The sequence below is a fragment of the Limosilactobacillus albertensis genome, assembly GCF_014145555.1.
Taxonomy (GTDB): Bacteria; Bacillota; Bacilli; order Lactobacillales; family Lactobacillaceae; genus Limosilactobacillus; species Limosilactobacillus albertensis.
The window spans coordinates 1-18501 of record NZ_JACIVD010000069.1; the positions used below are offsets into that span (position 1 = coordinate 1).

Consider the following 18501-nt stretch of genomic DNA (forward strand, 5'->3'; position numbering starts at 1 on the left):
TAAAAGAAAAAGACACCGACCAGCCCGTCGATGTCTTCAAAATACCCTCGAAAGGATATATAAAACATTGGAAACTAATTATAACATGAATCAACTTAGTTTGAACATACCTACTGCCTATGAACCTGAATTAAACCATCCTGCTCGTTATATTAACCAATTAGTTGAAGGCCTTGCGATCCGCAAGCCTAATATTATGGGGCGACCAAGGGAATACGATCCGAGAATGTTATTAAAATTGGTCCTTTTAGCCTACAGTTACGGTATTATTTCCTGTCGGAAAATTGAACGCTTTGCTCGTGAAAATATTGTCGCAATGTGGTTAACTCAAGAACAGCGACCAACTTACCGTACGATTGCTCGCTTTGTGATTTCTAAGGACTTAGAAGAAATGATCCAAAGCAGTTTTAAGGAGTTTCATGACTACTTGAAAGCTCAAGGAATGATTGATGAGGCTTCATTTATTGATGGCACTAAAATTCTGGCTAACGCAAATAAGTACTCCTTTGTTTGGAAGAAGCGTACGATCAAATATAGTGAATTAAACGTTGAAAAAGCCCGTAAACTGCTTCAAGAAATCAAGCAAGCTGAAGTTAAAATCGACGTTGACGAGAATAACTTTGACGTTGATCAGCTCGATACTATTATTGCGCTTCTTGAACAACGTATCGAAGAATTGAATCAACAGGTAAGCGAAACCGCTAAGGTTTCGCCTAATCCGGCCAAACAAGAACGACGCCACGCCAAAAAATATCGCCGCGCTTTAGAACACTGTCGCCAAAAAAATTTAGAATATCGTACTCAAATGCAGATCGCTGGTTCACGGAATAGCTACTCTAAAACAGATCACGCAGCTACTTTTATGCGCGTTAAAGAAGATCCAATGCGTAATGGACAAACTAAGCCGGCATATAATCTTCAAATTATGACTAATTCGCAATTTACGCTTGGTTATGACTTAATGCAAAACCCCACTGATACGAGAACACTAATTCCATTTCTTAAGCAGCTCGCCCAGAACGAAGTTTTGGGACGAGAAATTGTAGCCGATGCTGGTTATGGGTCTGAACGTAATTATAAATATCTTGAAGATGAGTTGCCTGATTGCACCGCCCTAATTCCTTATAGCACGATGATTAAAGAGAATAGTCGCAAATGGCGCTCTGATGATCGAAAGGTTATGAATTGGGAATACCATGAAGACGATGATTACTATGTCAATCCAGCTGGAGTCCGCTTTAATTTTAAACGATACGCTTACCGAAACGATAAATATAAGTTCCATCGCGACTTTAAGGTATATCAAGCCGAAAAGTACGATGAAAATCACCAAGTTATTCCTCAGGCATTAACGCCACGTGGAAATACTAAGTATATTATGGTTAATCCACAATGGGAGTATTTTAAAGCTAAAGCACGTAAGTCGCTTTCAAAGTCCACTACGTATTCTCGTCGCAAGTACGATGTAGAAACTGTTTTTGGAAATTTGAAAGCTTATTTGGGTTTCAAGAGGTTCACGGTGCGTGGTCTCAAGAAAGCCAAAAGTCAGATTGGAATTGCCCTAATGGCACTGAATATGAAAAAGATCGCCGGGAGGCTGTCCATATTTAGTATTAATTTTAAGAAAAGGAAGAACCGCTCAGAATTTCAAATGAAATTCCGAACGGTTCTCTTAATTTAAAGGACTTATGTCACAGCCCCTTTTGATTCGAGGCTAATCGCCTCTTGAAAACCTTTGAAATTAATTCAAAGGAGTAGATTATTATGATTTTAACGCAAAAGGAAATTATCCCTATTCTTAATCAGCTACTAACCACCAAATAGCTTTTCCAGTTACTAATGGCCAAATAGTTACCACAGAGTTTCCTCAATTTATTCACAGTTGCCACGACATAGCAATTATTAGTGAAGAAATACAGCTATTACTTCACTTGCCAAACAAAACAACTTATTACTGTTCATGGTCAGTTTCAATTAATGAAGAACAGCTGCCAATAATTGACTTAACAGTTCGTCCTGTTACCCCCGAATCACACCGTCCTGTGATTATCTCTCCACAACTTACTACTCGGTTTACCGACTACTTTATTAAGACTGGTCGTATACCAAACCCATGGAAAATTAGCTAATTTCACACTATTTGATACGTTTTTATTTAAATCATTATGGAATAAGTGTACTATTCTTGCATAATTATAAGCCTTTTTTCTTGGTAACTATAAAAACCAGTTTATAATAGAAAGTGAAAGGTAAATCTTCTTTATTGGGTAACATATCTATTCGTATGTGTAGGTACAGATTTGAAAGGAGATAATACTATGTTCGACGTTATCTTTTGGATTCTTGCAATCTGGTTCGTAGTAAACGTTGTATGGATGTGGTTTGCTCTTGACAATCAAGTTCTACAAAAGACATTCGCATGGATTAACGTATGTGCAATTGTAATTGGCTTTTGGGTATATTACGGCATGACACACGATGCAAGTGCTCTTAACGGCTGGTTCCTTACAATGAACTGGGTAAACATTGCCGTTGCCGCTGTTCAATTCTACTTTGGTTATCGTGAAAACAGTGTTACCCACAATAATCACACAACAGCATGATTTACTTTTCATGAAAGAACTATGGCATTAGGTCATGGTTCTTTTTTTTGTTTAAAAATCCGATGGTGGCAAATCTGTCATCATCGAATTTAACTTTATGTTTCGATTGTACATTACTTTTTCCCAAACAATGCCGCTATCTTAGCCGCAACTTCCGGATCAAGGTTATCCGCAAGGGTACTTTCATTTGAATTCTGTTCACTCTGCTGATTGTCGATTGTCTGCTTAAGGTCATCAATCACCGCCTGCTCGCCGACTTCAATTGGATTGACCGTTAACCGGCCGCCAGCAGCATCGGCATGACCACCACCGTTAAAGTACTTTTCAGCAAACTTAGCCACGTCTAGCTTACCATTGCTCCGAAGCGATACACTAACCGGGCTAACCACCAAGGCAGCATCAACTTCCGGATGTTGTTCTAGTAATTCATGCGCTATTTCTGATTTGTAATCACTTGCATATACTACGCCGAATTTATGCCCATCGAGTTCCGCTACTAAAACGTCTTTCAAATGGCTCTTAAGATACTTAGCCCGCCGTTCATTAAGCGTTCGAATCAATAAGCGATTTGCATCTTGGTACTTTTGCCAGCTAGTATTAAAGACATTTTGAACAAACTCCTCAGAATCTTGTAGGGGATAAAACCAAAAGAGCTGGTCAAAGTTATCCGCATCAATTCGTTCCTGTTCATCCATTTCAGGATCATTTTGCCAATCCCATGTATCATAAGCACGAATTAGTTCAACTAGATAAGCAAGCTCCTTTTGCCGCTGTTCATCAACCTTAGTAAAAGCTGATTGCTGTTTTAACCAATCCCATACTAAACTAGTTGCACTCGGATTAACCGCGGGATCAGCAGGCACAATACTATTTGTTGCGTATTTTTGCCGTAGTTCTGCTTCACTCTCATGATGATCAAAAACCAGCCAATGATTGGCAAAGCGTTCATTAAGCATTTTAAATGAGTAGTCGCTATCCGGTGTCATATCCATAATATATACATCTGTAAAACGCCCCGCTTCTGCTGTTTGCATCCACCGGCTTAATTCCTCATCAATTCGACCCGCGCCACAGTTTGTCATATCAAACTCAGTGTTCTCAAACATTACCGGTTGCAACGTTTTTAATAGCAATGGAGCCCCGAATCCATCTAAGTCATTGTGCGAAAATAATTTTATTAACCGTTGTGCCATTTTCTGTCCTCGCAATCCTAATTTTGTCTCTTATTATACCTTTTGAAACTACTGCTAACCACATTAATTACTGACATTGCGCTAACTAACTGCTATCATTGAAACTAGTAACTTATTTTAAGAAAGGAAAGCAATATGGAAATTTATGATTATCGTCAAGAATTAATTGACCTTTTAAATAACACCACTGACGATCCGCAAAGCCTCTTACAAACACAGCGGAGTCTTACCACCATTCTTAATATTCTAAACCATTATCAAGATAGCAAACCTGTTAAACCGTCTACTCCACGGTTTGTTCAACGGAAAATTCAACCAGCAGCCAGCAATCTCCCACCACAGGCACGCAAAACACTTAAGTCACTCTTAACCGGACCCGCTGCCAATAAAGAGCAAACAACTTTAGCGACGCCTACACCTTCCCCTACCGCTCCTGCCCCACAAAAAATTACTGAAGAAGAACGACTAGCTGCTGACAATTGCTATCTTGTTCATCGCAAATTAAGCGGTGCCGAGATCAATCACCGTTATTATCCAGAAGCAATTCTCCATGCGCTGCCTTTCCCTGTTGAAGATGGCGATATCGCCCAACTAGACTATGAGCAAAAAGTACGGGGACTACCAGTCATTCGGCGGATTACCGGTGACCACCTTCGTGAATACACGCCCGAAAAAATTAATGTTGTTGAGTATGGTGAATTAAAACGTGTTCCCGGTTCAGATATCCTCCAACTAAACAAAACAATTAAAGGTAATTCAATTGTCGACGAGGCACCAGAAAATACAATTGTCATTGATCCGTTCAAGTATCCCGGTCGCGATATTAAAGCGGGGATGGTTATTGACTTTGCTTACTACGATCGCGGTAATGGATTGGCAGATGCTAAAGACGGTTCTATTCGCTGGATTCATGAAAAGCAGGATTACGATACAACCAAACAACCAGCTAAACCAAAAGTTGTCAAAAAGCCTACTAATCCGCGTCATGATTATGAGAAAAAATTAGATTATGACCTTCATCAGCGTAAAATCCTTGTAATCACTGGTATTCGGAGTAAGGTTAAGGGACTTAAACCAGTTATTGATAAACACCATGGTCTTTTCCGCGGACTAGATGCTTCTGCCGAAGAAAAAGTTTCTAGCAGCAAGTTAAAGCGCGAAATCCGTGACGCTGATTTTGTAATCGTCTGCATCGATGCTATCCACCACCGAATCAGTCAACTTGCCAACCATCACGCTAAACGTTATGAAAAACCACTAGCAATTGCAAATGTAACTTCTAACACTGCAGTCGAGCGAGCAATTGCACGAGCATTAAACGGAGACCCTGCATACGCCGAAAGCAGTGAAGATTTAAAAAACTATAAATAAATTTTAATTTACTGTTGACTTTTATGAGAAAAGGGTTAATATTAGTTACAACAATTTAATTATTCGATCGCAATGAGAAAGAAGAGTAGATTAGGCGATAACTTCAGCGAGTCTCGGGTGGTGTGAGGAGACAGTTTAACCTTAATTGAAAATCACTTTCGAGTCTACAGCTTAAATACCAGTAAGCTGTAGTGGTTACACCCATTATCGTGTCAGCGTATCGCCATGATGGCCGTACGTGTGAGGTATTGTTAGTAATAGCAGTACAATGATAGGGTGGTACCACGCTCAGCGTCCCTTAGCCAATATGGCTAAGGGACTTTTTTGTTGGGATCAGATTAGGAGGAGAAAACATGCAAGATTTAACATCGCGCAAGTTAACATTCAAAAACTATTTAGTCGTTGCATCATTGCTTTTCGGTTTATTCTTTGGGGCCGGAAACTTGATTTTCCCATTACACCTTGGTCAATTAGCTGGTAGTCATTGGGGACCAGCTGCAGTTGGCTTTTTGATCACCGGAGTTCTCTTACCGCTTTTGTCAGTTCTCGCCGTTGCGGTTACTCGTGCAGAAGGTGTCTTTGACATCGGTCGGCCACTTGGCGTTGGCTTTGCTTTAGCTTTTATGGTTCTTATTCACGCAACAATCGGTCCATTATTCGGTACACCACGAACAGCAACGGTTTCATTTACAGTTGGACTTGCTCCCTTCGTTGATAAGCAATACCAATCAGTTGCACTGCTATTATTCTCAGCACTATTCTTCGCTGCTGCATTCTTCTTTTCATACCGTGAAAATGATATCTTAGCTAACATCGGAAAAGTATTAAATCCAGTCTTCCTTGTACTTTTATTCTTAGTATTTGTTGTTGGTTTTGCTAAACCGCTTGGTAACCCTGCTACTGCACCAACAACCAGTGCGTACGTTCATGATGCCTTAACTAATGGTTTCCTTGAAGGGTACAATACAATGGATGCCCTTGCAGGTCTTGCATTCGGGGTTACTGTTGTTACTGCGGTGCGCTCAATGGGTCAACGTACTGAAAAAGCAGTTTCCAAGGTTGTCGCTAAGGCTGGGTTACTTTCAATGGGTGCCGTTGCTTTTATCTACTTATTATTAATCCTTCTTGGTGCAATGTCACTTGGACGCTTCAAAGTTTCTCCTGATGGTGGAGTTGCCTTTAACCAATTAGTCAACGCTTACGCCGGGGCATTTGGTCAAATCGTCCTTGCATTCTTGTTAACAGTTACTTGTCTTACTACTGCTGTTGGTTTAGTTGCTGCCTTTGCTCAAGACTTCCACAAGCACTTCCCAAAGGTTAGTTACCATGCATGGCTTGCACTTAGTTGTCTTGCCTCATTTCTTACTGCCAACTTCGGATTAGACCAAATCATCGCTTGGTCAACACCAATGTTAATGTTTCTTTACCCATTATCAATGGTACTAATCCTTTTATCAGTTACATCGCCACTCTTTAATCGTGATGGTGTTGTTTACTTCTTCGTGGTCCTCTTCACCGTTGTACCAGCTCTCGGTGATATGGTTGTTGCTTTCCCAGCTGTTGTTAGCCAAAGCGCATTTGGTCAATCAGTAGCTGCACTCCGCAATATGATGCCACTTGCAAGTATGGGATTATCCTGGCTTGTTCCAGCACTTGCCGGCTTAGTCCTTGGTCTCTTAGTTCACTGGTTCCGTCGTCAACGGGTTGCTTCCACCAATGTCCAAAGCGAAGCAGATTAATAAGTGTCTTATAGGTTAAAAAAGTGGGAAATAATTTCTTTCAATATCGAAAGAGTTATTTCCCACTTTTTATGTTTTTTAATTACTTTATATTATCGTATTGCGCAAGGTTAAACTTCTTAATCGCATAAATTAACTTGCTTGCATAGTTAGGGTCGGTTGCATATCCGTTTTTTTGCAACTCATAGGCTGCTTGTTGATAAGTCTGGGCAGTTTGAACACCACGAAAGCGGGCATGGTTATCAGCAGTTCCATTAACGATTAATAATGTGTGGGCATTAATCGAATCCGCCCAGCTATTATAAACTGTGAAATATTGCTTTACCTGAATATCTTTACCACGGATATTTTCAGTAGTATACATTTGAACTTTTTCATCATCACTATTGGCTTTGATTCCAAATAAGTTATTGTATTTATTTGCTAACCGACTTCGACCCCAATTAGATTCAAGTCCGGCTTGCGCAATCGTAATACTTGCCGGAATGTGATATTTCTTTTGTTCTTGCTGCGCGGCTGGTGCAATCTGCCGAACAAATTCATTAACCGTTATATCTGCGGGATGCGTTTCACGCTGAATCTGTGGAGATTGATGGATAATAGCCGCTACAATCCCAAATAAAATAATTAGAAATGCAAGCACACTTGCAATAATAATTTTACTTTCCTTTTTCATCATATATCTTTCCTTTATATCCAATTTGACGCTATTATAACTAGTTTCTAACAATAAAGCGAGAATTGGAAACTATCCTTATTTACTCTTAATATCTTTCTTATATTCATTAAAGTACTTGCTATCTGTAATTTTCATCTTTGGGAAGCTCTTTAATAACCGGCGATGGTTCCAACTCAATTGCTTGCTGGCTCCTTCATTATTTAAATGATGAGCAAATTGATGATGCCAATCATGAAGGCGGTGTTTAAGGACAGCCCGGTCTTCTGGTTGAGCACTTTCAAGACGTTCGCGTAATTTTCTACGGTATGCTGCTGCTCGTTCATCCCATTGCTGGGTCGTAACATGGAATTTTTTCACACTGATAATAGTCAAAACAGTATCTGTCCCCATCACTAAAACAATAATTAAGGCTAACATGCCGTGAGTCCATGCCTCTTCCCAATTAATTACCCGCTGGATAACTGGTTGAATAAACTTAACTAACAGTACTACGCCAATCCCCCAGAAAAATGATATTTGAGGAGCAACTCGTCCTTGAATATTTCCTTTCAGATGTGAATAATCCCATAGTTTCATATGGAACAATTTCTCCAAGAACCAGCTAGCAACGTATTCAAAAATCGAAGCAACAATGAATCCGACTATAAATAGTAAAAAAATATTATCTTGAAACGGAAAGGTCGTAATCAAGATCGTCGTAACCGCGAATCCATATACCGGACAATATGGACCAAACAAAAAACCACGGTAGGCAAAATGATGGTCCTTAATTGAGCAGTAGCACGTTTCCCACAGCCAGCCAATAAACGAATATGTAAAAAATAAGACAATGATTTCAGAAAGTGTATAGGGCATCGTTATCCCTCCTTTTGAATTCATTGTCTCATAGATATGAAAAATATACTTACTTCAAGCTAAGTTTTTCAACATTAAGAATCTTGTCAAGCCATCCTTCAAAGAATCCCTGTTCGTGACTAACTAAAATCAAATTTCCCGGGAAATCTTGAAGAGCTTTCTTCAATCCCTCTTTTGTTTCATCATCTAGGTGATTGGTTGGTTCGTCCATAATTAAGAAATTACATGGCGTTAATTCGAGAATCGCTAATTTGACCTTTGTCTGTTCGCCCCCTGATAAAAGATTCATCTCTTTCATCGTATTGGCAGCATTAATTCCCGCACGTGCCAATTTTGTACGAATCGTCCGCGGTTGCATCGTTGGAAACATATTCTGAATCGTCTGCAAAGGCGTAAGCGTCGGATCATCCCACTCAAGATCCTGATCAAAATAATTAATCCGTGCAGATGGCGAGAATGTTGCCGTTCCGCCTAGTGCTGGAATTTTCTTCAAGATTGACTTAATTAACGTTGATTTACCAACCCCGTTAAACCCGGTAAATAGTAGTTTTTCACCCATCGTCATTGAAAAAGTAACTGGTGCAAGTAATGGACGGTTATAACCAACTGACAATTTTTCTACCCGCAGTGCATTTGCAGATCCGGTATTCTCATACGGAAAATGGAAGGTAGCTTTCAAATTATCTTCTGGCGGATCGATTTTCTTCATCCGCGCAAGCATCTTTTCACGGGACTTAGCCATTGTCGATTTTGATCCCGCCTTATTTTTACGTATAAAGCGTTGTGCCTTTTCGATAACGACTTGTTGCTTCTCATATTCACGTTCCTGCGCTTCCTTGCGTTCTTCTTTTTGGCGCATTGCTTGTTGGAAGCTTCCCCGGTACTTAGTAATCTTACCAAATGATACATCACAAATTGTATTCGTAACTTGTTCAAGAAAATCATAATCGTGTGAAATAATCATTGCTGCACCGTCAAAATCATTAAGATAACTAATTAGCCATTCAATATGGGCAGTATCAAGATAGTTTGTCGGTTCATCAAGTAAAATAACATCTGGATTTTCAAGCAACATCTTAGCAAGAATAATCTTTGATCGCTGTCCCCCGCTCATCTCAGAAACAACATGGTCTTTACCAATATCAGTTAGTCCCAAACCATTCATTACCCGTTCTACTTCTGTTTCAATCTCATAGAAATTATTCGCATCTAGTTTTTCCTGAATACGACCAGCTTTAGTGAGAAGCTCATCATCCATTTTCTCCGCATAGTCAGCATACAGCTTATTCATTTGATCATTTAGTTGGTAAAGTTCCGTAAAGGCAGTATGAAGGAAATCAATTAGGGTCATCCCCGCCGGAATATCAACATACTGGTCTAAATAACCAATTTTGATCCCTTTTTGCCATTTAATGCTCCCATCTACTGGGAGGGTTTTTCCAATAAGAATCTTAATTAACGTACTCTTTCCAGCACCATTTTGTCCGACGATTCCCATGTGTTCGTGCTTTTCTAGTTGAAAGCTGGCATCTTCATAGAGCTTTTTATCGGCGTAGCTCATCGTCAGACCTTCAACATCTAATACTGCCATTTATATTCTCTCCTCTTTTTTCTTACTTATTACGAGCTAAAAACTGCTATCCATACTATCATATTTTGGGGTGTAGCTTCAATTTATTGAAAAGATTCCAGCACATCAACTGCCTTCAAAGATCGCAGATATATCAAGAACGCAATAAATCTTTGCTAGTTTCATCTTGATAAATTTCATATACTTATCTAAAAACATAGGAGCACCATAATGGAATTCGGAAACTATATCAAGGAACAACGTAATAACTTAGGACTTACTCAAGCTGAAATTGCCAAGGAACTACATGTCACCCGACAAACGATTTCCAACTGGGAACAAGGAAAAAGTTATCCCGACTTAGATACGCTTGTTAAAATTAGCGATATATACAAAGTCTCAATTGACTTCTTACTTAAGGGCGACAAAAATTTAAAAAAGGATTTGGACCAAGGAAAGGCTTATAACGCTTTTAGTATTTTTAGGGGACTATTTTTCATAATGTATGGATTGTTTTTCTTGCTGACAAATTATCTAGTAGATTATAATTCTCCGACCGTTAATTTTTGTATATTTTCTTTTTTGATTGTTTTCGGAGTAGCTATCCTTTATGGTGAGCATGTAAAACCGTTCTTTTTTAGGAATGAGCAAACAAGCATATAAGCAAAAAGGAAACAACTTTTTTAATCAGAAATTTTCTTTAACCGGTAAAATATTTTGGGGAATTTTATTGACCATTATTGCAATCATGGTAATCATTCGTAATGATCATCTTAACAACTACCTAGAAACTTTATTGTTCATAATGATTGGATTAATGGAGATTTTTCAAAAATATATGGTTAAATAGCACTCATCATATTAATCAAAAGTTAAGGACTATTCTTTTTGTTATATTAAGGAGTTATTTTTATTTAAAATAAAATAATTCCCCATTAAATCTAAGAGGGAATTATTACTCATAATATTAAAAAATATTTTAAGCCGTTATAGGTTCAAATCGAACCGTCAATTTTTGATTAGTTGCATCAGCAATTTCATTTAAAACGTTAATAGAAACATTCATTTTTCCACTTTCAATTCTAGCAATTGTTGACTGTGGCTTTCCTACTAACTTTGCAAACTCGCGCTGGCTCATACCAAGCTTGTCCCGGAGATTATGAACTTCAACAGCGACCTGTAATTGCTGATTTTCTTCTTTATATTCCCTAGCAAAATTAGCGCTTCTCTGGCTTCGTTTTGCAATGTATTCATCAATTTTGCTCATGTTGATGGCTCCCTTCATAAATATTGCGTCTACGTAATCCTTTTCTGATTTCGCGCCTTGGGGTTTTTTGAGTTTTCTTAGTAAACCCTTGCGTAATAACGTACTTATTATTTTCCCAATGGAAGTAAATCGCACGTTGAATATTTGAAGAATGTTTAGAACGGATCTCATAAAGATTTGATTCTAACTTTTTTGTCCATTTTTGCCGCTCAGCAATCGATAGTCCTTGCTCCTCAATATTATTAATCACTGCTAACAGTTTAGCGGCATCCTTATCAGACAAACTGTCTAAATACTCCTCAAATTCATCCCAATCATAATAACCAAATTCTATTACTTTCATATATTTATGATAGCAGATCAGCTATCATAAATCAATTATCTAACCTACCTATTGCCAATTTATAAAGTAAGCCTAACTGCTATGAAACATAATTGTACTTTCCATCAAATATTCCGACGTTCTCCATGAAGTCCAAGATACTTTCTTCAATTTCTTCAAATTATTACAGCAATTTAACAATTATGTAACAACCGCCACCCTTAAGATATTTTTCATATCTTCTTCACAATATCATCATATAGTAAAAGAGTGCACAAAAAGATGCATCATATGAAATAAAAAACAAACAAATTCAGGAGTGAATTATTATCGCTAATAAAAAAACAATGTCAAAAGTTCTTGTCGCTGCTTTAGGTGCTGCTGGTGCATTAGCTGTTGCTAACACGGCAAGTGCCGACACCCAAGTTCAAGTACAATCAGGAGATACTGTTTGGGGATTTGCTCAACAATACGCTACTACCATTGATTCAATCTCATCAGCTAACCAATTAGCTGACCCTAACGTAATTTACGTTGGTCAACAATTAGTTATCCCATCTTCTGCTATCAGTACTGCTTCTGCTGCTGCAACTGTTGCTACACCAACTGCATCTGATAACGCAAATGCTAGTCAAGCTGCTGTACAACAAACAACTGCTTCAACTACTCCCGTTGTTTCTACTACAAATGCAAGCAACGTCGCTGATCAAGCACAACCAATGACTGTTGTTTCAGCTGCATCTGATAACAATGCTACTGCTCAAGTTAACGTTGCATCTCAAGCACCAGCCCAAGTAAGTGCTGCTTCTGCTACTATCAACGTTGCTCAAACCAGTGCAAATGTTGCAAACAATAACGTTACTACTCTAGCTACTAACGCTACTGCAACACCAACACAAACTACATACGCTGCTACTGAAGCTGTTGTAACTCCACAAAGCAATACTACTGTTCAAAGCACCGCTGCTGTTTCAGCAACCCCTGCTACCCAAGCAGCTGCTGGTCAAGGTAATGGGTCTACTGCTTCTGCCGTTGCTACTGCCCAAGCACAACTCGGCACGCCTTACGTTTGGGGCGGTAACCAACCAGGTGGTTTTGACTGCTCAGGTTTAGTTCAATACTCATACGGCCTTGGCTCAAACTACCGGACTACTTACCAACAAACAAACCTCGGTGCTCACCACTCTGATATTCAAAACGCACAAAGCGGTGACCTTTACTTCTGGGGCCCAGATAGCGCTCCTTACCACGTTGCAATTGCTACTGGTAATGGTGGCTACATCCAAGCTCCTGCACCAGGTCAAAATGTTCAAACTGGTAATATCAACTACTACACTCCTAGCTTCTACATCAGCATGAACTAAGAGCGTAATAGAATTCTAAGCAAGATAGCAGAAACATTTTCGCTATCTTGCTTTTTTCTTAGCAGATTTTAATAATTATATTGACAGTTTAATAAACATTCGCTATACTTAACAGCAATTAATTATGTAGGGAGTAAGTATAATGAACGTATATCAAACTATCAACGTTAATACTCGTTGGCAAAGCCGGTGATTCAGGTTGTTTCGTCATGGATGCGACCTGAAAAGACAGATTGCATCTGTGCCGGCTGAGTTTGATGTTCATTTCAGTCCGCATGGATCCACATGCGGACTTTTTATTTTGCCTTTCAAAAGCGAGAGTCCGTAGTGTGGGCTCTCGTTTTTTATTATTTTGTGAGGTGAAGTTTCAGATGAAAAGAATGTACAGTTTAATTGCAATTATTATTGCTTTCCTTTGTTTCGCATTCTTCAAGGAAAATAATGGGTTTGTAAATAGGCAGCGAATTCCCAAAGTCGGGGTTTTAACTTTAATGCATCACCCAGCACTAGATGAGATTTATAAAGGATACGTTGATGAACTAGCAAAGGAAGGCTATCACAACGGTAAGAACATTAAGATTGAATACCAAAATGCAAATGGTGATCAGAGCAATCTTAAAACAATGGCTTCTAAACTTGTTAACGACAACTCAACTGTCCTTTTTGGAATCACAACACCAGCGGCACAGGCATTGGCAAATTCAACGACAAAAACACCAATCGTTTTGGGAGCCGTTACTGATCCAAGAGCGGCAGGGCTAGTTAAAAATAATCAGCATCCCGGCGGCAATATCACTGGTGTATCTGATCAAGCGCCAATTCATGAACAGCTTAATTTAATTAAACAATTTATGCCACGAATGAAAACACTTGGCGTTATCTACACGTCAAGTGATGCTTCCGCAGTAGCTGGTTACCACCAAATAAAGCGTGAGTGTCGCAAAATGCATATCAGCTTAAAAGCTTATTCAATCGCAAACAGCAACGACTTGAACCAGGTTTCTGAACAAATGCTTAGTCAAGTCGATGCAGTGATTGTACCAACCGATAATACAATCGCTGGTGCAATGCAGACACTAGTCAAGAACGCCGATGCTGCGAACAAACCAGTCTTCCCTGCAACCGACACAATGGTCAAACAAGGCGGCGTTGCAACTTATAGCGTTAACCAACGGGCATTAGGAGTTCAAGGTGCTAAAATGACGGTTGCAATTCTCAAAGGGAAGTCAAAACCGGCAGACACGCCAATTGAGTATATGAAACACGGGACACCGGTTCTTAATATTAAACAAGCACGGAAACTTAATTTACGGATTCCTGCTCAATTTGAAAAAGATGCCGAAACGAAAGGAGAGGTTTACAAATGAATCTAATCGTATCATCAATTGGTCAAGGACTATTATGGGCTTTACTTGGTCTCGGACTTTATCTGACCTTTAGAATCCTCGATTTTGCTGACATGACTGTTGAAGGGACTTTCCCATTAGGTGCTGCTAGTGCGGTCGCCGCAATTACTCATGGTATTAATCCTTTTCTCGCAACCCTCATCGCAATTGGAGCAGGAATGCTAGCTGGTTTAATCACCGGGTTGCTTTATACAAAAGGAAAAATTCCTAGTTTGTTAGCCGGAATTTTGACCATGACAGCGGCTTATTCAGTTAACCTCCGAATTATGGGTAAATCCAACGTTTCCCTGCTCGGTCAAAAAACGCTCTTCAGCGGCTCATTCATGCGCAGTCTTCCCCAGTACTTTGATAGCGTCTTTCTGGGAATGATTACAATTGCGATTATTACAGTAATCCTTGTTTTCTTCCTCGCTACTGATTATGGACAAGCTTTCATTGCTACTGGTGATAATCCGACCATGGCAAAATCATTTGGTATTCATACTGACATAATGGTAATTATCGGCTTAATGGTATCAAACGGAATTGTTGGTCTCTGTGGCGCATTGATTGCTCAAAATAATGGCTATGCAGATATTAACATGGGAATTGGAACAATCGTTATTGCCCTTGCTTCCATCATTATCGGCGAAGTCGCCTTTGGAGAATTAACGCTTAATCAACGACTCGTCGCTGTTACTCTCGGTAGTATCATTTACCGCATTATTTTACTAGCCGTACTACAATTAGGTTTCTCAGCCAACGACCTCAACCTCATTTCCTCCGTTGTCCTTGCAATCTGCATGATGCTGCCACAACTCGAAGAACGTATCCATCTTAAAAAGCCAATTTTGAAAGGAGTTCGCCCTCATGAGTAAACCTATTTTAGAATTACAGGGTGTCAAAACAATTGTCAACAAAGGTACTTCTAACGAAACTACTATCCTCAAAGGTCTTAACCTAAAAATTAATGAAGGCGACTTTATCACCATTGTTGGAACTAATGGTGCCGGTAAATCAACCCTCTTTAACGTGATTGGCGGAAACCTTCATGCTGATGAAGGAAGAATTTTGCATAATGGTCAAGATATTACCAATACAACTGAAGAACAGCGAACTGCCTTCTTATCTCGTGTTTTTCAAGACCCTAAACTTGGCACGGCCGCGCGGATGACAGTCGCTGAAAATATGCTATTAGCAACAAAGCGTGGCGAACGGCGACACCTTATTCCCCGCAAGTTAAAGAGTAATATGGCGCGCTTTACTAAACTAGCTGCAACAATGAATAACGGTCTCGAAAAGCGAATGAACACTGCAACCGGTGCTCTTTCGGGTGGACAGCGGCAAGCGTTGAGTTTCCTAATGGCAACAATTAAACGCCCCGATATTATTTTACTCGACGAACATACTGCTGCCCTCGATCCGCATACGAGTTTGAACTTATTACATGCAACTAACGAACGGATCACTAAAGATCATTTAACTGCTTTAATGATTACCCATAATCTTGAAGATGCCCTCACATATGGTAATCGGCTAATTGTCCTCAAAGATGGTGAAATTAAGGCTGACTTTAATGCCGACCAACGGAAAAATCTTACTGCCGAAAAATTATACGCCTACTTTGAAGGTTAGGTTGACTATATATCATTTTTGGTATATTTTAAATATATCGATTTTGATATATAGGAGTGTTATTTATGAATTGGTGGATTATCTTCATCACATTTCTTGCAGTAAACCTTGATTTCTTTTTTATCCTAATTTTTTTACTTGACCGTTATAGCCTTCGGGAGGTAATCATCGGCTATCTTTGTGCCCTTCTAATCCTCGTTACTATTAGTTTTCTACTCGGAAAGGCCCTTGCTGTTTTTCTCCCTGAATGGATTTTGGGTGTTCTGGGAATTCTGCCGATCTATATGGCCCTTCATGATAATGATGAAGATCCTGATCATTTAGAAAAGCACGGACCGATTGTGACTACTCTAATAACTTATCTTGCAGTTTGCACCGGTTGTAATCTTTCAATTTTCTTACCAATTTTGACTGGTCTCACCGTACAACAATTTATTCAGGCTATCGGCTTTGTGGTCATTCTTTCAATCGCAATTGTAATGCTCATTAAGGGTGTTGGTAATATTCCGCTAATTAAACAACTAATGCAGCGTTATAGCGAGATTTTAATGAAGATCATCTACATTAGCGTTGGTTGTTACGTTTTCTGGGACAGCGGACTCATTACCCACCTTATTCGGCTCCTATAATTTGGTATAATAATTATTAAACCAATTAAAAGGAGGAGCAGCGAACATTGTCTTCAACCCAGGCCTTTATCGATGAAGCTGCTAAAATCTACAAAGTTTTAAGTAACAGTACACGGTTGAATATCCTGTACTTTCTTCGGCACTATAATAATGAAGCTGATGTCAAAACGATTGTTAACGATCTTCACCTTGCTCAGCCTATCATTTCAAAACAACTTGGTATTCTATATCGCTACCAATTAGTTAGCCGGCACAAAGAAGGGACCCGCGTATACTATGCCTTAGATGATCCGCACGTTATTGAAATGATTGATGACATGTTAAAACATGTTAAGCATGAGATAAAAGGCGAGCCGCATCCCCGTAACTTATATAAATAAAAAGTGGATAGAGGGTACCTATTCCTCTGTCCACTTTTTTCGTTATAAATCCTTGCTTACCATTGTTGCGTTAATTAGCGTAAAATAATTAGTAGATTGTCAAAAGGAGATTTAATATGGACGAGCTATTTGAACACTCTTCAATCAAACGAGCATACTTCACCCTTGCGCTGCCAGTTGTGTTAAGCATGGCTGTGACATTGATTTATAACATGGTTGATACCTTTTTCGTCGCTAAAACAGGTAATCCTAATTTAGTTGCCGGCGTTTCCCAGGGAGCACCAGTTTTTACGCTAATGATTGCGCTCGGTGATATTTTTGGCCTTGGCGGTAGTTCAGTTATTTCACGATTGTTTGGTGAACGTCGTGATAAACTAGCACGGTTCGTTAGCGGGTACTGTTTCTACGCTCCAATTATCTGTGGAATTATTGTAACTGCAATAATGGTTGCCTTTCAAACCCCGATTCTACATTTACTGGGTGCCTCACCAGCTACTTGGAAATATGCACGTGAATATTACCTAGTAATTGCTTGGGGAGCTGTTTTTGTTATCTTTGGGCTTTCGCCAACTAATATTTTACGAACGGAAGGTCTAGCTGTTCAGTCAATGATTGCAAGCATGGTCGGTACCGGAATCAATATTGTCCTTAATCCCATTTTTATTTTCACTTGTGGATTAGGTGCGGCTGGCTCTGCTCTTGCAACGGTAACAAGTACTGTGATTGGCGATATACTAATGATTTATTACTTGAAATCAAAAAGTAAAAAACTGACCACTTCAATTCATGAAACTAAAATTAGTTGGAAACTCCAATTTGAAATCTATGCTATTGGAATTCCCGCTTCTGTTACTAACATCATGGCAACATTCGCTGTTGCTTTAACTAATCGTTACTTAATTGTCTACGGTGCGGATAGCGTTGCAGCTATGGGAATCGCAATGAAGGCTAGTATGATCATCAATATGATTATGATTGGGTTTGCATTCGGTGCCCAACCATTGATCGGATATGTTTATGGCGCCAAAGATGAGGAACGTTTTAATAAAGTCGTCAAATTTGATATTCGAGTTGTCGCTAGTCTCGCCTTTATCCTCACTATTATTCTGTTCATTTTTGCTCCACATATCATCCGTATTTTTATGAATGACCCCAAGATAGTAAAAGAAGGAGCATTGATGCTTCGGTGGTTATCAGCTTCAACAACCCTTGCTGGTACTATTCTCGTTTTTACAACCATGTTCCAATCAATGGGGAAAGCAACCCCCGCATTTTGGCTATCATTTTGCCGCCAAGGATTAATTTTTGGCGTAGTAATTAGCATTTCAGCAAAACTATTTGGTTATACCGGCATTGTTGCTGCCCAAGCCGTCTCTGATTGTTTAACTTTTATTTTGGCACTCGTCTTCTTCTATTTCTACCGTCCACATTTTAAATAAAAGATTCTTTAATAAGAGCCAACTTCAAAAACCCTTTAAAATCGATCTAAGTTGTCGATCTTAAAGGGTT

At 39.3% G+C, this 18501-nt stretch carries 19 protein-coding genes and 1 other annotated feature; of the genes, 13 read left to right on the forward strand and 6 right to left on the reverse strand.

From position 1 onward, the window contains the following. Nucleotides 1-85 precede the first annotated feature (85 nt). From H5S41_RS08610 to H5S41_RS08620, 3 genes are all read left to right on the forward strand, one after another. A complete protein-coding gene (locus tag H5S41_RS08610; protein WP_259395115.1) occupies nucleotides 86-1681 on the forward strand; it encodes an IS1182 family transposase in 1596 nt (531 codons plus the stop codon). Between the two features lie 250 nt (nucleotides 1682-1931). Further along, nucleotides 1932-2129: a hypothetical protein gene (locus tag H5S41_RS08615; RefSeq protein ID WP_182602988.1), complete on the forward strand. Its 198-nt coding sequence runs from the start codon at nucleotides 1932-1934 to the stop codon at nucleotides 2127-2129. A 189-nt stretch (nucleotides 2130-2318) separates the two neighbouring features. Next, nucleotides 2319-2603 carry a hypothetical protein gene (locus H5S41_RS08620; RefSeq protein WP_153709255.1) on the forward strand — a complete coding sequence of 95 codons (285 nt, stop codon included), beginning with the start codon at nucleotides 2319-2321 and terminating at the stop codon, nucleotides 2601-2603. A 113-nt stretch (nucleotides 2604-2716) separates the two neighbouring features. Here H5S41_RS08620 and H5S41_RS08625 read toward each other — a convergent pair whose 3' ends face one another. Further along, entirely contained in the window at nucleotides 2717-3796 is a 1080-nt protein-coding gene (locus H5S41_RS08625; RefSeq protein ID WP_182602989.1) for a DHHA1 domain-containing protein, read from the reverse strand. A 135-nt stretch (nucleotides 3797-3931) separates the two neighbouring features. Between H5S41_RS08625 and H5S41_RS08630 the strand changes: the two genes are divergently transcribed. Both H5S41_RS08630 and brnQ read left to right on the forward strand, forming a co-directional pair. Then, a complete protein-coding gene (locus tag H5S41_RS08630) occupies nucleotides 3932-5167 on the forward strand; it encodes a DUF2325 domain-containing protein (protein ID WP_182602990.1) in 1236 nt (411 codons plus the stop codon). A 63-nt stretch (nucleotides 5168-5230) separates the two neighbouring features. Beyond that, nucleotides 5231-5469, forward strand: a binding site (T-box leader). A gap of 51 nt (nucleotides 5470-5520) precedes the next feature. Further along, entirely contained in the window at nucleotides 5521-6906 is a 1386-nt protein-coding gene (gene brnQ / locus H5S41_RS08635) for a branched-chain amino acid transport system II carrier protein (RefSeq protein ID WP_182602991.1), read from the forward strand. An 82-nt stretch (nucleotides 6907-6988) separates the two neighbouring features. On the opposite strand, the gene H5S41_RS08640 is transcribed toward brnQ, so the two are convergent. From H5S41_RS08640 to H5S41_RS08650, 3 genes are all read right to left on the reverse strand, one after another. Continuing rightward, nucleotides 6989-7582, reverse strand: coding sequence for a glycoside hydrolase family 73 protein (locus H5S41_RS08640; RefSeq protein WP_182602992.1), 594 nt, complete (start codon nucleotides 7580-7582; stop codon nucleotides 6989-6991). A gap of 78 nt (nucleotides 7583-7660) precedes the next feature. Then, nucleotides 7661-8440 (reverse strand): putative ABC transporter permease, encoded by a 780-nt coding sequence (locus tag H5S41_RS08645; RefSeq protein ID WP_182602993.1) that lies wholly within the window; start codon nucleotides 8438-8440, stop codon nucleotides 7661-7663. Nucleotides 8441-8489: 49 nt separating this feature from the next. After that, nucleotides 8490-10031: an ABC-F family ATP-binding cassette domain-containing protein gene (locus H5S41_RS08650; RefSeq protein WP_182602994.1), complete on the reverse strand. Its 1542-nt coding sequence runs from the start codon at nucleotides 10029-10031 to the stop codon at nucleotides 8490-8492. 210 nt (nucleotides 10032-10241) lie between these two features. Here H5S41_RS08650 and H5S41_RS08655 point away from each other — a divergent pair, with 210 nt between their 5' ends. After that, nucleotides 10242-10673 (forward strand): helix-turn-helix transcriptional regulator, encoded by a 432-nt coding sequence (locus H5S41_RS08655; RefSeq protein WP_231833068.1) that lies wholly within the window; start codon nucleotides 10242-10244, stop codon nucleotides 10671-10673. Nucleotides 10674-10989: 316 nt separating this feature from the next. Here H5S41_RS08655 and H5S41_RS08660 read toward each other — a convergent pair whose 3' ends face one another. Together H5S41_RS08660 and H5S41_RS08665 are read right to left on the reverse strand one after the other, a co-directional pair. Continuing rightward, entirely contained in the window at nucleotides 10990-11277 is a 288-nt protein-coding gene (locus H5S41_RS08660; protein WP_182602995.1) for a helix-turn-helix domain-containing protein, read from the reverse strand. Then, a complete protein-coding gene (locus H5S41_RS08665) occupies nucleotides 11264-11620 on the reverse strand; it encodes a type II toxin-antitoxin system RelE/ParE family toxin (RefSeq protein ID WP_182602996.1) in 357 nt (118 codons plus the stop codon). Before H5S41_RS08665 ends, H5S41_RS08660 begins: the two co-directional genes overlap by 14 nt. A gap of 326 nt (nucleotides 11621-11946) precedes the next feature. On the opposite strand from H5S41_RS08665, the gene H5S41_RS08670 reads away from it, so the two are divergent. From H5S41_RS08670 to H5S41_RS08700, 7 genes are all read left to right on the forward strand, one after another. Next, the gene (locus tag H5S41_RS08670) at nucleotides 11947-12963 is read left to right on the forward strand and encodes a C40 family peptidase (protein WP_182602997.1); all 1017 of its coding nucleotides are present in this window, start codon (nucleotides 11947-11949) and stop codon (nucleotides 12961-12963) included. A gap of 371 nt (nucleotides 12964-13334) precedes the next feature. Next, nucleotides 13335-14330 carry a tryptophan ABC transporter substrate-binding protein gene (gene trpX / locus H5S41_RS08675; RefSeq protein ID WP_182602998.1) on the forward strand — a complete coding sequence of 332 codons (996 nt, stop codon included), beginning with the start codon at nucleotides 13335-13337 and terminating at the stop codon, nucleotides 14328-14330. After that, nucleotides 14327-15226: an ABC transporter permease gene (locus H5S41_RS08680; RefSeq protein ID WP_153709276.1), complete on the forward strand. Its 900-nt coding sequence runs from the start codon at nucleotides 14327-14329 to the stop codon at nucleotides 15224-15226. Before trpX ends, H5S41_RS08680 begins: the two co-directional genes overlap by 4 nt. After that, the gene (locus tag H5S41_RS08685) at nucleotides 15219-15983 is read left to right on the forward strand and encodes an ABC transporter ATP-binding protein (RefSeq protein WP_182598557.1); all 765 of its coding nucleotides are present in this window, start codon (nucleotides 15219-15221) and stop codon (nucleotides 15981-15983) included. The genes H5S41_RS08680 and H5S41_RS08685 overlap by 8 nt, the downstream gene beginning before the upstream one ends. Before the next feature lie 65 nt (nucleotides 15984-16048). Beyond that, on the forward strand, nucleotides 16049-16612 hold the full coding sequence (locus tag H5S41_RS08690; protein ID WP_182602999.1) for a cadmium resistance transporter: 564 nt from the start codon (nucleotides 16049-16051) through the stop codon (nucleotides 16610-16612). A 47-nt stretch (nucleotides 16613-16659) separates the two neighbouring features. Further along, nucleotides 16660-16992, forward strand: a complete 333-nt coding sequence (locus H5S41_RS08695) for an ArsR/SmtB family transcription factor (protein WP_182603000.1) — start codon at nucleotides 16660-16662, stop codon at nucleotides 16990-16992. A 116-nt stretch (nucleotides 16993-17108) separates the two neighbouring features. Then, the gene (locus H5S41_RS08700) at nucleotides 17109-18431 is read left to right on the forward strand and encodes an MATE family efflux transporter (protein ID WP_182603001.1); all 1323 of its coding nucleotides are present in this window, start codon (nucleotides 17109-17111) and stop codon (nucleotides 18429-18431) included. Nucleotides 18432-18501 lie beyond the last annotated feature (70 nt).